Origin of the sequence: Aromatoleum toluclasticum ATCC 700605, assembly GCF_000378245.1 — a bacterium.
Lineage (GTDB): Bacteria > Pseudomonadota > Gammaproteobacteria > Burkholderiales > Rhodocyclaceae > Aromatoleum > Aromatoleum toluclasticum.
This window is the reverse complement of the sequence record NZ_KB899494.1, coordinates 106,024-120,667: the sequence shown is the minus strand read 5'-3', so window position 1 is coordinate 120,667 and position 14,644 is coordinate 106,024. Positions and strand designations below refer to the sequence as shown.

Genomic DNA, 14,644 nt, shown 5'->3' with positions numbered 1-14,644 from the left:
CCCATTCACCGCAACACGCTCGGGGGACGCGCGATGTGCCAGCTCCTCGGAATGAACTGCAACGTGCCGACGGACATCTGCTTCTCGTTCGCCGGCTTCCAGGCGCGCGGTGGCGCCACCGACGTGCACGCCGACGGCTGGGGCATCGCCTTCTTCGAGGGACGCGGCGTGCGCGTCTTCCTCGACCCGCAGCCCAGCGCCTCGTCGCCGGTCGCGGAGCTGGTGCGCAGCTACCCGATCCGCTCGCTCAACGTCATCGCGCACATCCGCAAGGCCACGCAGGGTCACGTCACGCTCGACAACACCCACCCCTTCCAGCGCGAGCTGTGGGGGAGCTACTGGATCTTCGCGCACAACGGCAACCTGCTCGACTACGCACCGCACTTCGACGGCCGCTTCCTGCCGGTCGGCAGCACGGACTCCGAAACCGCGTTCTGCGACATCCTGCAGCACCTCGCCGCCGAATTCCCCGACGGCCCGCCCCCGCCCGAAGCGCTGCATGCGGCCCTGCGCCGCCTCGCGATCCGCATCGGCGCACACGGCCCGTTCAACTTCCTGCTGTCGAACGGCGAATACCTCTTCGCCCATTGCTCGACGCGGCTCACCTACATTGTCCGCCAGGCACCGTTCGCGACCGCGCACCTCTCGGATCAGGACCTCAGCGTCGACTTCAGCCGGCTCACGACCCCGGCCGACCGCGTCGCGGTGATCGCGACCGCGCCGCTGACCGACAACGAGGTGTGGCACCCGATCCCGCCCGGCACCCTGCTCGCGTTCCGCCACGGCGCGATCGAATCGCTGGGCGAAGCGACGACCATCGCCGGCAATCCCGCCGCCGGCGCAGGCAGCGTGTAGATTTCACTTCGCAGCTTCATGCCGAAAGGCTAAAGTCCGATTTTCACCATAGCTCCGAAGGGGAAACCCGTGACCGATTGCCCGCTGTGTCAGGCTGCCAACGAAACCCTGGTCTGGCGCGACGGCAGCTGCCGCGTCATCCTCGTCGATGAACCCGGCTATCCCGGCTTCTGCCGCGTCGTGTGGAACCACCACGTCGCCGAAATGACCGACCTCAACGCCGGCGAACAGCGCCACCTCCTCAACGTCGTGCTTGCGACCGAGGCCGCGCTGCGCCAGCTGATGCGCCCGGACAAGATCAACCTCGCGAGCCTCGGCAACATGGTCCCGCACGTCCATTGGCACGTGATCCCGCGCTTCGCCGACGATGCCCATTTCCCGCAGTCGGTGTGGAGCGCGCCGCAGCGCACCGGCGCGCAGCGCGCGGCCCCGCCGGTGGAAACTCTCGCCGCGACGCTGATCGCGATGCTCACCGAACAGACCGCCGGATGAATCCTGCGTGCCCGCCACGCACGGACCGAACGCACAACGGAGAACCCATGGGTTATCACGATCCCGTCGAGTGCCTGGAGCTGCTGAACAGGCTGCATCCGCTGAACATCGACGAGACCCACCGACTCCTGTCGGAGATGGTGCCGGCGCTGCTGCGCAAGCCGCCGGCGCCCGAGCAGCACCTCGCGATCCTCGAGGCGGCGCGTCCGCACATCGCTCTCGCCCAGTCGGCGATGGCCAGCCGCTACGCCGCCCATCCGCTGCCGCCCGACAGCGTCGAGAACGAGACGCTACGCAGCGTCGTCGCGCTGTGGCAGGCCATGGCCCGGTCCTACGAGCACGTCGCACGCGCGAGCGGTGCCGAGATCCTGCCCGCCGACCAGGGCGCGCTGCTGGCGCAACGGCGCATCCACTACGCGGGCATGGTCCCGCTCGAATACTTCCGGGCCCACCGCTCGATCCCCCGCGGCACCTGGACCGCGCTGCATGACAGCTTCTGCGCGGCCGAGGCGCTCGGCGTCGCCACCAGCCGCGTCCCGGACGCACTCAACGACATCTGGAAGGCGCAAAGTGCGGCCGAGGCCTTTGTCGCCGTGCTGCTCGTCGACCTCGCCAACCCCTACGGCCGCAGCGAGCGCGACCTCGGCTGGGTGTGCCGCTGGGCACAGCGCTTCGCCCCCTACTGCGAGCTGCTCGGCGCGCCCGACGGCGAAAGCCCGCAACCGGCCGCCTACGGACTCGACCTCGGCGCCGACCACGGCCTTCGCCCGCTCGGCGTGCTCAGGCCATCCGCTGCGCTGCGCCGCTTCGACGGCAGCAAGCTCGCTGGCCAGATCAAGGCCGTACTCAAGCAGTTCAAGCAGGGCGTCACCCCCTCCTCACTCGGGCTCGGTGCCGATTGCCCCGTCGACGCCTGCGCACGGCTGCTGCTGTCGCTGTACCGCCCCTGGGGTCTCGCTTCCGCGGGACGACGTTTCCCACGGCGCGGCACGCAGGGGCGCGCCGAACTCACGGTCGGCTGGCCGTCGATCGCCTTCCACGTCAGCGGCAAGCCTTTCGAACAGCCCCCGATCTACGCGACGCAGCGCAGCCTGCGCAGCGACATCTCGCTGCTCACCTTCGGCGAACGCGTCACCCGCGCCCACAACCCGCGCTGGAACGAGAACGAGCGTCTGCGTGCGGCAACACGGCTCGGCTTCCGCTGTGAACACTGGCAGGTCGCGGATCATTCGGTCAGCGGCTTCCGCCTGTACCAGGATCCCCACACGCATCGCCTCGAACACCATCAGCTCGTCGGCATCCGCCCGCCCGACGGCGAGCACTTCCTGCTGGCTCAGCTCAGCTGGCTGATGTATCGCGCCGACGGCGTCATGGAAGCGGGCGTGCAGGTACTCTCCGGCCTGCCGCGGGTCGTCGCCGTGCGCCCGTTCGGCCTCTCGAGCAATCTGCACGAAGCCTTCCTCGAAGCCTTCCTGCTGCCCCCCACGCCGGCGCTGAAAGCGGGAGCGTCGATTGTCCTGCCCGCGAAATGGTTCCAGCCGCAGCGGGTCATCGAGGTCGCCGACGGCGCCGAGCGCTACCAGCTGCGGCTCACGAAACCGATCCTGCGCGGCCCCGATTTCGTGCAGGTCAGCTACGAGACGCTGGAATCGCAGGCTTCAGGCGCGAAGCCGGGAACCGCGCGCTGAAGCGGCTCCCCGCGCCGGGCTCGCTGACGATGCGCAGCTCGGCCTGATGGCGCGACAGGATGTGCTTGACGATCGCCAGCCCCAGGCCGGTGCCGCCCGTCTCGCGCGAGCGTCCGCGGTCGACGCGATAGAAGCGCTCGGTCAGGCGCGGGATGTCCTCGGCGGCGATGCCGATACCGTTGTCCTCGACCGCGAACTCCCCGCGGCCATCGCTGCAGGTCCAGCTCAAGCGGATGCGCCCGCCGGACGGCGTGTAGCGCACCGCGTTGCTGGCGAGGTTCGCGAACGCCGAGCGCAGCTCCTTCTCGCTGCCCAGCAGCGTCGCACAGCCCGCACGCGCATCGATGTCGGCCTCGATCTCGTGCCGGCCGTTGGACAGCAGGCGCGTGTCCTCGGCGATGCTATGCACCAGCGCGGCGACATCCACGCGCTGCTCGACCGCCGCCGGCGCGCCCGTCTCCAGCGCCGAAAGGGTCAGCAGATCCTCGATCAGCGTCTGCATGCGCAGCGACTGGTCCAGCGCGAGCTGCAGGAAGTTCGTCACGTCCTCGGGCGCGAAATCGTCGCGACCGTCGATCAGCGTCTCGAGGAAGCCCGTCACGACCGTCAGCGGCGTGCGCAACTCGTGCGACACGTTGGCGATGAAGTCGCGCCGCATCGTCTCCAACTTCTCCAGTTGGCTGACGTCACGCGACACGACCATCTTCTGCTCGTCGCCGAAGGGCACCACCTGCAGCAGCAGCGTGAGACCGGCCCGGCGCGTCGAATGCAGCACCAGCGGTTCGGCGTAGTCGCCCGCCTGCAGGAAACGCACGAACTCCGGCTCGCGCACCAGCGTCGTCACGAGCACCCCGTGGTCGCGCCGCCCGTCGATGCCGAAGTGCTGCTCCGACTTGCGGTTCAGCCACTCGATGCGGCCGTTCGCCGACAGGTACAACACCCCGTCGGGCATCGCCTGGCTCGCCTCGTGGAAGCGGTCCAGCGCGTCCGTCAGGCGCTCGCGCAGATCGAGCGATGCGCGCGAACGCCGGTCCAGGTCGTAGAAGATGTGCGCCCAGATACCGACGCCGGGTGGAAGCGGGGCCCCGACCGGCGCATGCGTCCATTCCACCAGGCGCTGCAAGTTCAGCAGCTGCCAGGCGAGCATCGCCAGCAGGCCCGCGAACACCATCGCCCACGCCGCGACCATGCCGCCGATCGCGCCTACGATCAGCGCCAGCAGCGCCACCAGGCCCAGCATGCGCAAGGCCTGCACCCACACGTATCGTGCTTCCCGTCTGATGAGGAACTCCCGCTCGAGGCTGCCAGGCCGGAATCTTACACGCCGGCCACGGCCGGCTGCGCGGACAGCCGATAACCGCTGCCGCGCACGGTCTGGATCAGCCCGTCATGACCGACCGGCTCCAGCGCGGCGCGCAGGCGCCGCACATGCACATCCACCGTCCGCTCCTCGACGAAGACATGGTCACCCCACACCTGGTCGAGCAGCTGCGCGCGCGAATGCACGCGCTCGGGATGGGTCATCAGAAAATGCAGCAGGCGGAACTCCGTCGGCCCCAGCGTCACCGGCTGCTCCCCGGCGAAGACCCGGTGCGTCGCCGGATCGAGGCTCAACCCGCCCAGCTCCACGGCATCTTCCGTCGCCTGCGGTGCGCGCCGCCGGAGCACCGCCTTGATGCGCGCGACCAGTTCGCGCGGGCTGAAGGGCTTGGTGATGTAATCGTCCGCGCCCATCTCCAGGCCCGCGACCTTGTCCTGCTCCTCGCCGCGCGCCGTCAGCATGATGATAGGGATCGCGCGCGTGCGCTCGTCCGCCCGCAAGCGGCGCGCCAGCTCGATGCCCGACATCCCCGGCAGCATCCAGTCGAGCAGCACCAGGTCCGGCAGTGCGTCGCGCACGATGCGCTGCGCCGTCTCCGCGTCGCCGGCGCGCACCACATGATGCCCGGCACGTCCGAGGTTGGCGGCAATCAGTTCCTGGATCGCCGGTTCGTCTTCCACAAGCAGGATGTTCGCGGCCATATGCACACTCCATGTCATGGCACGCAGTGTATTGCAGGAAATTGACGATTTTGTGACAGGTCACGATCCCGCAACAAGCGCCTTCCCGGCACCGCAGGGCACGGGCGACGCCGATTCGGGTATGATTGACACCCCCTCCATCCGCAAGCAGGGGCAAGCATGGCCGGCCTCGACGACGACACCCCCATCCCCACCGCACTCACGCTGCACCGCAAGTCGCGCGTGCTTGAAATCGCCTTCGGCGACGAGCAGCAGTACTCGCTGCCCTTCGAATACCTGCGCGTGTATTCGCCGTCCGCCGAAGTCCGCGGCCACGGCGCCGGGCAGGAAACCCTGCAGGTCGGCAAGCGCGACGTCGAACTCCTCGACGTCGAGCCGGTCGGCCACTACGCCGTGAAGCTGGTGTTCTCCGACGGCCACGACAGCGGCCTGTATTCCTGGGACTACCTCCACATGCTCGCCACGCAGCACGACTCGCTGTGGCAAGAGTACCTCGACCGCCTTGCCGCGGCCGGGGCAAGCCGCGACCCCGCCGACAACCCACCGCCCGCGCCCAAGCACGGCTGCGGCCACAAGCACTGAACATGAACGACAAGACCACCCACTTCGGCTTCCAGACCGTCGCCGAAGGCGAGAAGCAGCACCGCGTCGCCGAGGTCTTCTCCTCGGTCGCCACCAAGTACGACATCATGAACGACCTGATGTCTTTCGGCCTGCACCGGCTGTGGAAGGCGTTCACGATCCAGATTTCCGGCGTGGGCCGCGGCGACCGCGTGCTCGATGTCGCCGGCGGCACCGCCGACCTCTCGCTCGCCTTCGCCAAACGCGTCGGACGCGAGGGCCAAGTCTGGCTCACCGACATCAACCACGCCATGCTCTCGGTCGGCCGCGACCGCGTGCTCGACCGCGGCTACGCTCTGCCGGTCGCGCAGTGCAATGCGGAAAAGCTGCCCTTCCCCGACAACTGGTTCGACTGCGTGACCGTCGCCTTCGGCCTGCGCAACATGACGCACAAGGACGCCGCGCTGGCCGAGATGCGCCGCGTGCTGCGCCCGGGCGGCCGCCTGCTGGTGCTCGAATTCTCGAAGGTATGGGGACCGCTTTCCCCCGCCTACGACCTCTACTCCTTCAAGATCCTGCCGTGGATGGGCCAGAAGGTCGCCGGCGACGCCGACAGCTACCGCTATCTCGCCGAGTCGATCCGCATGCATCCGCCCCAGGAAGAACTCAAGGCGTTGATGGAACAAGTCGGTTTCAAGCGGGTCGACTACTTCAACCTCAGCGCCGGCATCGTCGCGCTGCACCGCGGCTACAAGGTCTGAACCCTGGCGCGGCCCGCCGCGGCCACGTCGTGAGGGACGGCACCGCGCGCACCACGGAGTGACACAAGCCATGAAGAAGTCCGTCCTCGCCCTCATCGCCCTCGTCTTCACCCTCGGCCTGGGCGTCGCCGACGTCGAGGCGCGACGCCTCGGCGGTGGCAGCAGCTTGGGCATGCAAAGGCAGATCAGCCCGCAGCAGGCCCCCCGGCAGTCCGCGACGCCCGCGCCGCAGCCTTCGCAGCCCACCACCGCAACGACGCAGCCCCGACGCTCCTGGATGGGCCCCCTCGCCGGTCTCGCAGCCGGTTTCGGCCTCGCCGCGCTGTTCTCGCACCTCGGCCTGAGCGAGGAGTTTGGCTCCCTGGTGATGATCGGCCTGCTCGTATTCGCCGCGGTCGCGCTGTTCCGCATGCTTGCGCGCCGAGCGGACGAATCGCGCGCCGCCCCGGGTATGCAGTACGCCGGTGCAGTGCATGGCGGCGGAGCGACACCCGATTCGCCCGCTCCCGCCCTCTCTGGCGCCGACGAAGGTGCCGGCGCCCGCGCGTTTCCGCACGATTTCGACGCCGAGGCCTTCGCCCGCCAGGCCAAGGTCAATTTCATCCGCCTGCAAGCGGCCCACGACGCCGGCAACCTCGACGACATCCGCGAATTCACGAGTCCCGAGATGTACGCCGAAATCCGTCTGCAGATGGCCGACCGCGGCATGAGCGCGCAACGCACCGACGTCGTCGAGCTCAACGCCCAGGTCCTCGAGGTCGTAGAGGAGGCGCAACGCTACATCGTCAGCGTACGCTTCACCGGCCTGTTGCGTGAGGAGCCCGGCGCGGCGCCCGCGCCCTTCGACGAAGTCTGGCACCTCACCAAACCGCTCGGCGGCTCGGGAGGCTGGGTCGTCGCCGGTATCCAGCAAGTCGCCTGACTCCGCGCCGCCGCATCCCCATCGAGAACATGTCCGCACTGAATTTCGGCACCCGCGGCGCACTCGCCGCCATCAACCATCTTCTAGCACGCGCCGACTGGGCACGCGAACGCCTCGCCCCGCACGCCGGCCGCTGTGCGCGCCTGCACGCCGAGCCTGTCGAACTGCTGCTCGCGATCGACAGCGCCGGCTACCTCGTCGACGCCGAGGCTGACGCCGAGCCGGGTGTTACGCTGTCGCTGCCGCTCGCGGCCCTTCCCGGCCTCATCGGCGGCGACGCCAACAAGGCGATGAACGCGGTGCGCATCGAAGGCAACGCCGAGCTCGCGGACACCCTCGGCTTCTTGTTCCGCAACCTGCGCTGGGATGCGGAAGAAGACCTGTCGCGCGTGTTCGGCGACATCGTCGCGCACCGCATGGTCCTGGGCGCCGGGAGCCTGCGGCGGATGCACGAACGCGCATGGGCCGGCCTCACCGGCAACCTCGCCGAATATCTCGCGGAAGAGCAGCAGGCCCTCGTCACCCGCGGCGCGCTCGCCGCCCTCGGCGACGAACTGCGCGCGCTGCGCGACGATCTCGCACGGCTCGACAAGCGCGTCGGCCGGGTCTCGGTCAGCGGACGACGCTGAATCCTCAGCACTGCCCCCATCAGGGCCACCCCGCCCCGGGGGCCGCCCTTGCCCGAGACGCAAGCCCGATCCTTGAGCCGTACCGCACAAACTAAAAGGGCAGTCCGCAAGGACTGCCCTTCGTGCTTCATGCTCGCCGCGGGAGCGGCGAACGCCGATCAGTGACCGCGCTTGCGCAGCTTCTGGATCGCGGCGATCTGGGCGATTGCTTCGGCGAGTTCTGCCTGGGCCTTCGCGTAGTCCAGCTCCGACGACTTGTTCTGCAGCGCCTCTTCCGCCAACCGTTTGGCGTCGAGTGCCTTGGCCTCGTCGAGATCCTTGCCCCGGATCGCGGTGTCCGCCAGAACGGTGACCAGCCCCGGCTGAACTTCGAGAATGCCGCCGGCGACGAACACCAGCTCTTCTTCCGCCTGATCCGGCACCTTCACACGCACCGCGCCCGGCTTGATCCGGGTCATCAGCGGCATGTGGCCGGGCAGGATCCCGAGTTCGCCCGCTTCGCCCGGAAGCGCAACGAACTCCGCCAGGCCGGAAAAGATCTGCTCTTCCGCGCTGACGATGTCCACGTGGACCGTCATTGCCATGTTGACTCCTTTTCAAGGCCGCGCGACAGCGAGCTGCCGCGCGGCGACCCAGATTACTGGAGCTTCTTGGCCTTCTCGATGGCCTCTTCGATGCCACCGACCATGTAGAACGCCTGCTCCGGCAGGTGATCGCACTCGCCGTTGACGATCATCTTGAAGCCCTTGATCGTCTCCTTCAGCGGCACGTACTTGCCCGGCGAGCCGGTGAACACTTCCGCGACGTGGAAGGGCTGCGACAGGAAGCGCTGGATCTTCCGCGCACGCGACACGGCCAGCTTGTCTTCCGGCGACAGTTCGTCCATGCCCAGAATCGCGATGATGTCGCGAAGTTCCTTGTAGCGCTGCAGCGTCATCTGCACCTGGCGGGCCACGCCGTAGTGCTCTTCGCCGACGACCAGCGGGTCGAGCTGGCGCGAGGTCGAGTCGAGCGGATCGACGGCGGGGTAGATACCCAGCGCGGCGATGTCGCGCGACAGCACGACGGTCGAGTCGAGGTGCAGGAAGGTCGTTGCAGGCGACGGGTCGGTCAAGTCGTCCGCAGGGACGTAAACGGCCTGGATCGAGGTGATCGAGCCGACCTTGGTCGAGGTGATGCGCTCCTGCAGGCGGCCCATTTCTTCCGCCAGCGTCGGCTGGTAGCCCACCGCGGACGGCATCCGGCCCAGCAGCGCGGACACTTCGGTACCGGCCAGCGTGTAGCGGTAGATGTTGTCCACGAAGAACAAGATGTCGCGGCCTTCGTCACGGAAGCGCTCGGCCATCGTCAGACCGGTCAGCGCGACGCGCAGACGGTTGCCCGGGGGTTCGTTCATCTGACCGAACACCATCGCAACCTTGTCCAGAACGTTGGAGTCCTTCATCTCGTGGTAGAAGTCGTTGCCCTCACGGGTACGCTCGCCCACGCCTGCGAACACCGACAGACCCGAGTGCTGCTTCGCGATGTTGTTGATCAGCTCCATCATGTTCACGGTCTTGCCCACGCCGGCGCCGCCGAACAGGCCGACCTTGCCGCCCTTCGCGAACGGGCACACCAGGTCGATAACCTTGATGCCGGTTTCGAGCAGGTCGACCGAAGGCGACAGATCGTCGAACTTCGGTGCTTTCGCGTGGATCGGGCGCAGTTCGTCGGCCTCGATCGGGCCGGCTTCGTCGATCGGGCGACCCAGCACGTCCATGATGCGGCCCAGCGTGCCGTGACCGACCGGCACCGAAATCGCCTTGCCGGTGCCCGTCACGGTCATACCACGGCGCAGGCCGTCGGACGAACCGAGCGCAATGGTACGCACCACGCCGTCGCCGAGCTGCTGCTGGACCTCGAAGGTCAGCCCGTCTTCGGCGAACGAACCGGTGGCGCTGTCGAGCTTGAGCGCGTCATACACCTTCGGCATGGCTTCGCGGGGGAACTGGATATCCACCACGGCGCCGATGCACTGAACGATAGTTCCTTGACTCATCGTCGTTTCCTTAAATCAATATTCCGTTACACCGCGGCGGCGCCGCCGACGATCTCCGACAGCTCCTTCGTGATCGCTGCCTGGCGGGTCTTGTTATAGACCAGCTGCAGGTCGCCAATCACGGTCTTGGCATTGTCGGAGGCGGCCTTCATTGCCACCATTCGCGCACTCTGTTCGGAAGCCATGTTCTCGGCGACAGCCTGGTACACCAGCGCCTCGACGTAACGCACGAGCATTTCGTCGATGACCACCTGCGGGTCCGGCTCGTAGAGATAGTCCCACGAGCTTTCCGGCGTGCCCAGCTGCTCGCCGGACAGCGGAAGCAGCTGCTCCAGCACCGGCTCCTGCTTCATCGTGTTGATGAAGCGCGTGTAGGCAATGTAGACCGCGTCGAGCTCGCCGTTCTGGAACGCGTCGAGCATGACCTTGACCGGGCCGATCATCTTTTCCAGGTGCGGCGTGTCGCCCATCTGCACGACATGCGACACGACGTTCGCGCCCATACGCTGCATGAAGCCGAAACCCTTGTTGCCGATGCAGCAGGCACGGATATCGGAAGCGCCGCTGGCGCTCCATTCCTTCATCGCGTTTAGCGCGACACGCTGGATGTTGGTGTTGAGACCGCCGCACAGACCCTTGTCGGTAGTGACGAGGATCAGGCCCACCCGCTTGACCTGGGCCTTCTGGACCAGGAACGGGTGCTTGTAGTCGGTCACATTGGCCTGGGACAGGTTCGCGGCGAGTCGGCGGATCTTCTCGGCATAGGGACGGGCAGCACGCATCCGGTCCTGCGCCTTGCGCATTTTGGATGCGGCCACCATTTCCATGGCCTTGGTGATCTTGCGCGTGTTTTGCACGCTCTTGATCTTGGTACGGATTTCCTTACCGCTAGCCATATTCCGTCTCCGTCCGCGGCCTTAGGCCCAGCTCTTCTTGAACTCTTCGATCGTGGCGACGAGTTGCTTCTCGCCGTCGGCGTCGAGCTCCTTGGCGGACAGGATCTTGGCGACCAGCGCGGCGTTCTTCGTCTTGACGAACTGCTGCAGCGCGGATTCGAAGGCCAGCAGACGGGGAACCTCGACATCGTCGAAGTAGCCGTTGTTCACCGCGAACAGGGTGATGGCCATTTCGGCGATCGACATCGGCGCGTACTGGACCTGCTTCATCAGTTCGGTCACGCGGCGGCCGCGCTCGAGCTGCTTGCGCGTCGCATCGTCGAGGTCCGACGCAAACTGCGCGAAGGCCGCGAGTTCGCGGTACTGCGCGAGGTCGGTACGGATACCGCCGGAGAGCTTCTTGACGACCTTGGTCTGCGCGGCGCCGCCGACGCGCGACACCGAGATACCGGCGTTGATCGCGGGACGGATACCGGCGTTGAAGAGGTCGGTATCGAGGAAGATCTGGCCGTCGGTGATCGAGATCACGTTGGTCGGAACGAACGCGGAAACGTCGCCGGCCTGCGTTTCGATGATCGGCAGCGCGGTCAACGAACCGGTCTTGCCCTTGACTTCGCCGTTGGTGAACTTCTCGACGTGCTCGGCGGAGACGCGCGAGGCGCGCTCGAGCAGACGCGAGTGCAGGTAGAACACGTCGCCCGGGTAGGCTTCGCGGCCCGGCGGGCGGCGCAGCAGCAGCGAGATCTGGCGGTACGCCCAGGCCTGCTTGGTCAGGTCGTCGTAAATGATCAGCGCGTCCTGCCCGCGGTCGCGGAAGTACTCGCCCATCGTGCAGCCCGAGTACGGGGCGATGAACTGCATCGCGGCGGACTCGGACGCGGTCGCGGCGACGACGATGGTGTATTCCATCGCGCCGTGCTCTTCGAGCTTGCGCACCACGTTGGCGATCGTCGAGGCCTTCTGGCCGATCGCAACGTAGACGCAGAACATGTCCTGGCCTTTCTGGTTGATGATCGCATCAACGGCCACGGCGGTCTTGCCGGTCTGGCGGTCACCGATGATCAGCTCGCGCTGGCCACGGCCGATCGGCACCATGGAGTCGACCGACTTCAGACCGGTCTGCACCGGTTGCGACACCGACTGACGCCAGATGACGCCCGGCGCGACCTTTTCGATCTTGTCGGTCAGCTTGGCGTTGATCGGGCCCTTGCCGTCGATGGGCTGACCCAGGGCGTTGACGACGCGACCAATCAGTTCGGGACCGACCGGCACTTCGAGAATGCGGCCCGTCGCCTTGACGGAATCGCCTTCGGTGATGTGCTCGTACTCGCCGAGAACCACCGCGCCGACCGAGTCGCGCTCGAGGTTCAGCGCGAGGCCGAAGGTGTTGCCAGGGAATTCCAGCATTTCGCCCTGCATGACATCCGCCAGGCCGTGGACGCGGGTGATGCCGTCGGTAACCGACACCACCGTACCCTCGTTGCGCGACGTGGCTGCGAGCTGCAGGTTCTGGATCCGGCTCTTAATCAGATCACTGATTTCAGAGGGGTTGAGTTGCATCTGGGTATGCTCCTAGTTCTTTAGCGCAGCGGCCATGTTCGCGAGTTTGCCGCGGACCGAGGCGTCGATCACTTCGTCGCCGATGGCGATACGGACCCCGCCGATAAGTTCGGGGTCGAGGCTCACGCTGATGTTCAGCCTGGTCTTGAAACGGGATTCAAGATCGGATTTCAGCGTTGCCAGGGTCGCATCGTCGAGCGGGAAGGCGGAGGCGATTTCCGCCTCCTTGACGCCCTCATGTTCGTTCTTGAGATCGACGAACAGGTCACGGATCTCCGGAAGCACCTGCAAGCGCTCGTTATCCACGAGGACACGAACGAAATTCTGCAGTTCGGGGGTCAGGCCCTGACCCGCAACGTCGAGGAACAGCTGGTACAGCTGCTGCGCCGACAGTTTCGGATCACTGATGCAGGCCCGCATCGAGCTGTCCGCGGCAATCGCGGCCAGCCGATCGAGTGCTTCCGACCAAGGCCCCAGCGCACCTGCCCCACGGGCCAGCTCGAAGGCGGCATCCGCATAGGGGCGCGCGATGGTGACGTTCTCGGCCATGACTTATTGCAGTTCCTGTTTCAGGTTGGCGAGCAGGTCGGCGTGCACCTGGGCGTTGATCTCGCGGCGCAGGATGCGCTCGGCGCCGGCAACGGCCAGATTCGCGACCTGGTCGCGCAGGGCTTCCTTGGCGCGCTGTGCCGCAGCGCCGGCTTCGCCCTGCGCGGCTTCACGCGCCTGGGCAATGATGCGCGCGGCTTCGGCGCGGGCTTCGTCGATGACGGTGGCTGCCTGCTTTTCGGCAGCGCCGCGCACGTCACCCGCGGATTCGCGGGCCTTGCGCAGCTCTTCGACGACCTTCTTCTCGGCATGAGAGAGGTCGGCCTTTGCCTTGTCCGCAGCCGCCAGCCCGTCCGCGATTTTCTTCGCGCGCTCGTCGAGTGCCTTCACGATGGGGGGCCACACGAACTTCATCGTGACCCACGCCAGAATGAAGAACACAACGAGCTGGGCTATCAGGGTTGCGTTCAGATTCACTGTTCTTGCTCCTCAGTTGTGTTCAATGAGGCCGATGGTGGCCAAATGAGCGAACCGATCAGAGCTGGAACGGGTTGGCGAAGGCGAACATCATCGCGATACCGACGCCGATCAGGAACGCAGCGTCGATCAGACCGGCGAGGAGGAACATCTTGGTTTGCAGCGCGTTCATCAGCTCGGGCTGACGGGCCGAGGCTTCAAGGTACTTGGAACCCATGATGCCGATACCGATACAAGCACCGATAGCACCCAGACCGATGATCAGACCAGCAGCCAGCGCAACAAAACCCAGAACGTTTTCCATGACGACTCCTTAAGTAAGAGATTGAAGTTAAAAAGAAACCAGTTACGACTATAAAACGGTTAGTGGCTTTCGTGAGCCTGGCCGATGTACACCAGCGTCAGCATCATGAAGATGAAGGCCTGCAGCGCGACGATCAGGATGTGGAACACAGCCCAGATCGAACCGGCGATGATGTGGCCAACGAAACCGAAGACGGTGGCGGTGCCGCCGAGCAGCGCGATGAGCATGAAGATCAGTTCGCCGGCATACATGTTGCCGAACAGTCGCATGCCGTGGGAAACGGTCTTGGCGAGGAACTCGATCATCTGCATCAGGAAGTTCACCGGGTACAGCAGCGGGTGACCGCCGAAGGGCGCGGTGAAGAGCTCGTGCACCCAGCCCGACATGCCCTTGATCTTGATGTTGTAGTAGAGGCACAGCAGCAGCACGCCGATCGACATGCCGAGGGTGCCGTTCAGGTCGGCTGTCGGCACGACGCGCAGGTACGCGTGCGAATCACCCGTCGTAACCTGCCAGATCTTGGGCAGCAGATCGACCGGCAGGAAGTCCATCGAGTTCATGACGAAAATCCACAGGAACACGGTGAGCGCGACCGGGGCGACGAACTTGCGCGATTCGGCGCTATGCACGATGCCCTTGGCCTGATCAGCGACCATCTCGACGAGGATCTCGACGGCGGCCTGGAAGCGTCCCGGCACGCCGGCCGTCGCCTTGTTGGCGGCACGGATCAGGAAGAACAGGGTGACGACGCCCAGGAAGATCGAGAAGAACAGGGTGTCGAGGTTCCACACGCTCCAGTCGATGACCGCCTTCTGGGCGTGACCGGTAGAGTTGAGGTGGGTGAGGTGGTGGACGATGTACTCGCCTGCGGTGGGTGCTTCGGTAGCCAT

The 14,644-nt window shown here is 66.2% G+C and carries 17 protein-coding genes; 7 read left to right on the top strand and 10 right to left on the bottom strand.

Annotated features, from left to right (window positions below):
• Positions 1-33 precede the first annotated feature (33 nt).
• From F464_RS0108185 to F464_RS0108175, 3 genes are all read left to right on the top strand, one after another.
• Complete coding sequence (locus tag F464_RS0108185; protein ID WP_018989308.1) at positions 34-855, top strand: class II glutamine amidotransferase; 822 nt, start codon at positions 34-36, stop codon at positions 853-855.
• A gap of 69 nt (positions 856-924) precedes the next feature.
• Positions 925-1,347, top strand: a complete 423-nt coding sequence (locus F464_RS0108180) for an HIT family protein (protein WP_018989307.1) — start codon at positions 925-927, stop codon at positions 1,345-1,347.
• Between the two features lie 47 nt (positions 1,348-1,394).
• Entirely contained in the window at positions 1,395-3,035 is a 1,641-nt protein-coding gene (locus F464_RS0108175) for a hypothetical protein (protein ID WP_018989306.1), read from the top strand.
• Here the strand turns inward: F464_RS0108175 and phoR are convergent.
• Both phoR and phoB read right to left on the bottom strand, forming a co-directional pair.
• Positions 2,977-4,296: a phosphate regulon sensor histidine kinase PhoR gene (phoR, locus tag F464_RS0108170; protein WP_018989305.1), complete on the bottom strand. Its 1,320-nt coding sequence runs from the start codon at positions 4,294-4,296 to the stop codon at positions 2,977-2,979. The genes F464_RS0108175 and phoR overlap by 59 nt on opposite strands.
• A 56-nt stretch (positions 4,297-4,352) precedes the next feature.
• Positions 4,353-5,057: a phosphate regulon transcriptional regulator PhoB gene (phoB, locus tag F464_RS0108165; RefSeq protein WP_020614787.1), complete on the bottom strand. Its 705-nt coding sequence runs from the start codon at positions 5,055-5,057 to the stop codon at positions 4,353-4,355.
• Between the two features lie 159 nt (positions 5,058-5,216).
• Here phoB and F464_RS0108160 point away from each other — a divergent pair, with 159 nt between their 5' ends.
• From F464_RS0108160 to F464_RS0108145, 4 genes are all read left to right on the top strand, one after another.
• Positions 5,217-5,639 (top strand): gamma-butyrobetaine hydroxylase-like domain-containing protein, encoded by a 423-nt coding sequence (locus F464_RS0108160; RefSeq protein ID WP_018989304.1) that lies wholly within the window; start codon positions 5,217-5,219, stop codon positions 5,637-5,639.
• A 2-nt stretch (positions 5,640-5,641) separates the two neighbouring features.
• Positions 5,642-6,379, top strand: coding sequence for a bifunctional demethylmenaquinone methyltransferase/2-methoxy-6-polyprenyl-1,4-benzoquinol methylase UbiE (gene ubiE / locus F464_RS0108155; RefSeq protein ID WP_018989303.1), 738 nt, complete (start codon positions 5,642-5,644; stop codon positions 6,377-6,379).
• A 70-nt stretch (positions 6,380-6,449) separates the two neighbouring features.
• Positions 6,450-7,301: a Tim44 domain-containing protein gene (locus F464_RS0108150; protein ID WP_018989302.1), complete on the top strand. Its 852-nt coding sequence runs from the start codon at positions 6,450-6,452 to the stop codon at positions 7,299-7,301.
• Positions 7,302-7,330: 29 nt separating this feature from the next.
• Complete coding sequence (locus tag F464_RS0108145; RefSeq protein WP_018989301.1) at positions 7,331-7,930, top strand: ubiquinone biosynthesis accessory factor UbiJ; 600 nt, start codon at positions 7,331-7,333, stop codon at positions 7,928-7,930.
• Between the two features lie 158 nt (positions 7,931-8,088).
• Here the strand turns inward: F464_RS0108145 and F464_RS0108140 are convergent, their stop codons facing one another.
• Genes F464_RS0108140 through atpB form a run of 8 tightly spaced genes read right to left on the bottom strand, consistent with a single transcriptional unit; the run spans position 8,089 to position 14,644 of the window.
• On the bottom strand, positions 8,089-8,514 hold the full coding sequence (locus tag F464_RS0108140; protein WP_026295844.1) for a F0F1 ATP synthase subunit epsilon: 426 nt from the start codon (positions 8,512-8,514) through the stop codon (positions 8,089-8,091).
• A 53-nt stretch (positions 8,515-8,567) separates the two neighbouring features.
• A complete protein-coding gene (atpD, locus tag F464_RS0108135) occupies positions 8,568-9,968 on the bottom strand; it encodes a F0F1 ATP synthase subunit beta (protein ID WP_018989299.1) in 1,401 nt (466 codons plus the stop codon).
• 26 nt (positions 9,969-9,994) lie between these two features.
• Complete coding sequence (gene atpG / locus F464_RS0108130) at positions 9,995-10,864, bottom strand: F0F1 ATP synthase subunit gamma (RefSeq protein WP_018989298.1); 870 nt, start codon at positions 10,862-10,864, stop codon at positions 9,995-9,997.
• 21 nt (positions 10,865-10,885) lie between these two features.
• Positions 10,886-12,424 carry a F0F1 ATP synthase subunit alpha gene (atpA, locus tag F464_RS0108125; RefSeq protein WP_018989297.1) on the bottom strand — a complete coding sequence of 513 codons (1,539 nt, stop codon included), beginning with the start codon at positions 12,422-12,424 and terminating at the stop codon, positions 10,886-10,888.
• A gap of 12 nt (positions 12,425-12,436) precedes the next feature.
• The gene (locus F464_RS0108120; protein WP_018989296.1) at positions 12,437-12,973 is read right to left on the bottom strand and encodes a F0F1 ATP synthase subunit delta; all 537 of its coding nucleotides are present in this window, start codon (positions 12,971-12,973) and stop codon (positions 12,437-12,439) included.
• 3 nt (positions 12,974-12,976) lie between these two features.
• The gene (locus F464_RS0108115) at positions 12,977-13,450 is read right to left on the bottom strand and encodes a F0F1 ATP synthase subunit B (protein ID WP_018989295.1); all 474 of its coding nucleotides are present in this window, start codon (positions 13,448-13,450) and stop codon (positions 12,977-12,979) included.
• A 58-nt stretch (positions 13,451-13,508) separates the two neighbouring features.
• Entirely contained in the window at positions 13,509-13,754 is a 246-nt protein-coding gene (gene atpE / locus F464_RS0108110) for a F0F1 ATP synthase subunit C (RefSeq protein ID WP_002925444.1), read from the bottom strand.
• 59 nt (positions 13,755-13,813) lie between these two features.
• Positions 13,814-14,644: a F0F1 ATP synthase subunit A gene (gene atpB / locus F464_RS0108105; protein ID WP_018989294.1), complete on the bottom strand. Its 831-nt coding sequence runs from the start codon at positions 14,642-14,644 to the stop codon at positions 13,814-13,816.

Bases quoted from the DNA above. Each gene is read 5' to 3' on its own strand.
- F464_RS0108185 (WP_018989308.1), top strand. From the start codon at position 34: ATGTGCCAGCTCCTCGGAATGAACTGCAACGTGCCGACGGACATCTGC.
- F464_RS0108175 (WP_018989306.1), top strand. From the start codon at position 1,395: ATGGGTTATCACGATCCCGTCGAGTGCCTGGAGCTGCTGAACAGGCTG.
- phoB (WP_020614787.1), bottom strand. From the start codon at position 5,057: ATGGCCGCGAACATCCTGCTTGTGGAAGACGAACCGGCGATCCAGGAA.
- F464_RS0108160 (WP_018989304.1), top strand. From the start codon at position 5,217: ATGGCCGGCCTCGACGACGACACCCCCATCCCCACCGCACTCACGCTG.
- ubiE (WP_018989303.1), top strand. From the start codon at position 5,642: ATGAACGACAAGACCACCCACTTCGGCTTCCAGACCGTCGCCGAAGGC.
- F464_RS0108150 (WP_018989302.1), top strand. From the start codon at position 6,450: ATGAAGAAGTCCGTCCTCGCCCTCATCGCCCTCGTCTTCACCCTCGGC.
- F464_RS0108145 (WP_018989301.1), top strand. From the start codon at position 7,331: ATGTCCGCACTGAATTTCGGCACCCGCGGCGCACTCGCCGCCATCAAC.
- F464_RS0108140 (WP_026295844.1), bottom strand. From the start codon at position 8,514: ATGGCAATGACGGTCCACGTGGACATCGTCAGCGCGGAAGAGCAGATC.
- atpD (WP_018989299.1), bottom strand. From the start codon at position 9,968: ATGAGTCAAGGAACTATCGTTCAGTGCATCGGCGCCGTGGTGGATATC.
- atpG (WP_018989298.1), bottom strand. From the start codon at position 10,864: ATGGCTAGCGGTAAGGAAATCCGTACCAAGATCAAGAGCGTGCAAAAC.
- atpA (WP_018989297.1), bottom strand. From the start codon at position 12,424: ATGCAACTCAACCCCTCTGAAATCAGTGATCTGATTAAGAGCCGGATC.
- F464_RS0108120 (WP_018989296.1), bottom strand. From the start codon at position 12,973: ATGGCCGAGAACGTCACCATCGCGCGCCCCTATGCGGATGCCGCCTTC.
- atpE (WP_002925444.1), bottom strand. From the start codon at position 13,754: ATGGAAAACGTTCTGGGTTTTGTTGCGCTGGCTGCTGGTCTGATCATC.
- atpB (WP_018989294.1), bottom strand. From the start codon at position 14,644: ATGGCTACCGAAGCACCCACCGCAGGCGAGTACATCGTCCACCACCTC.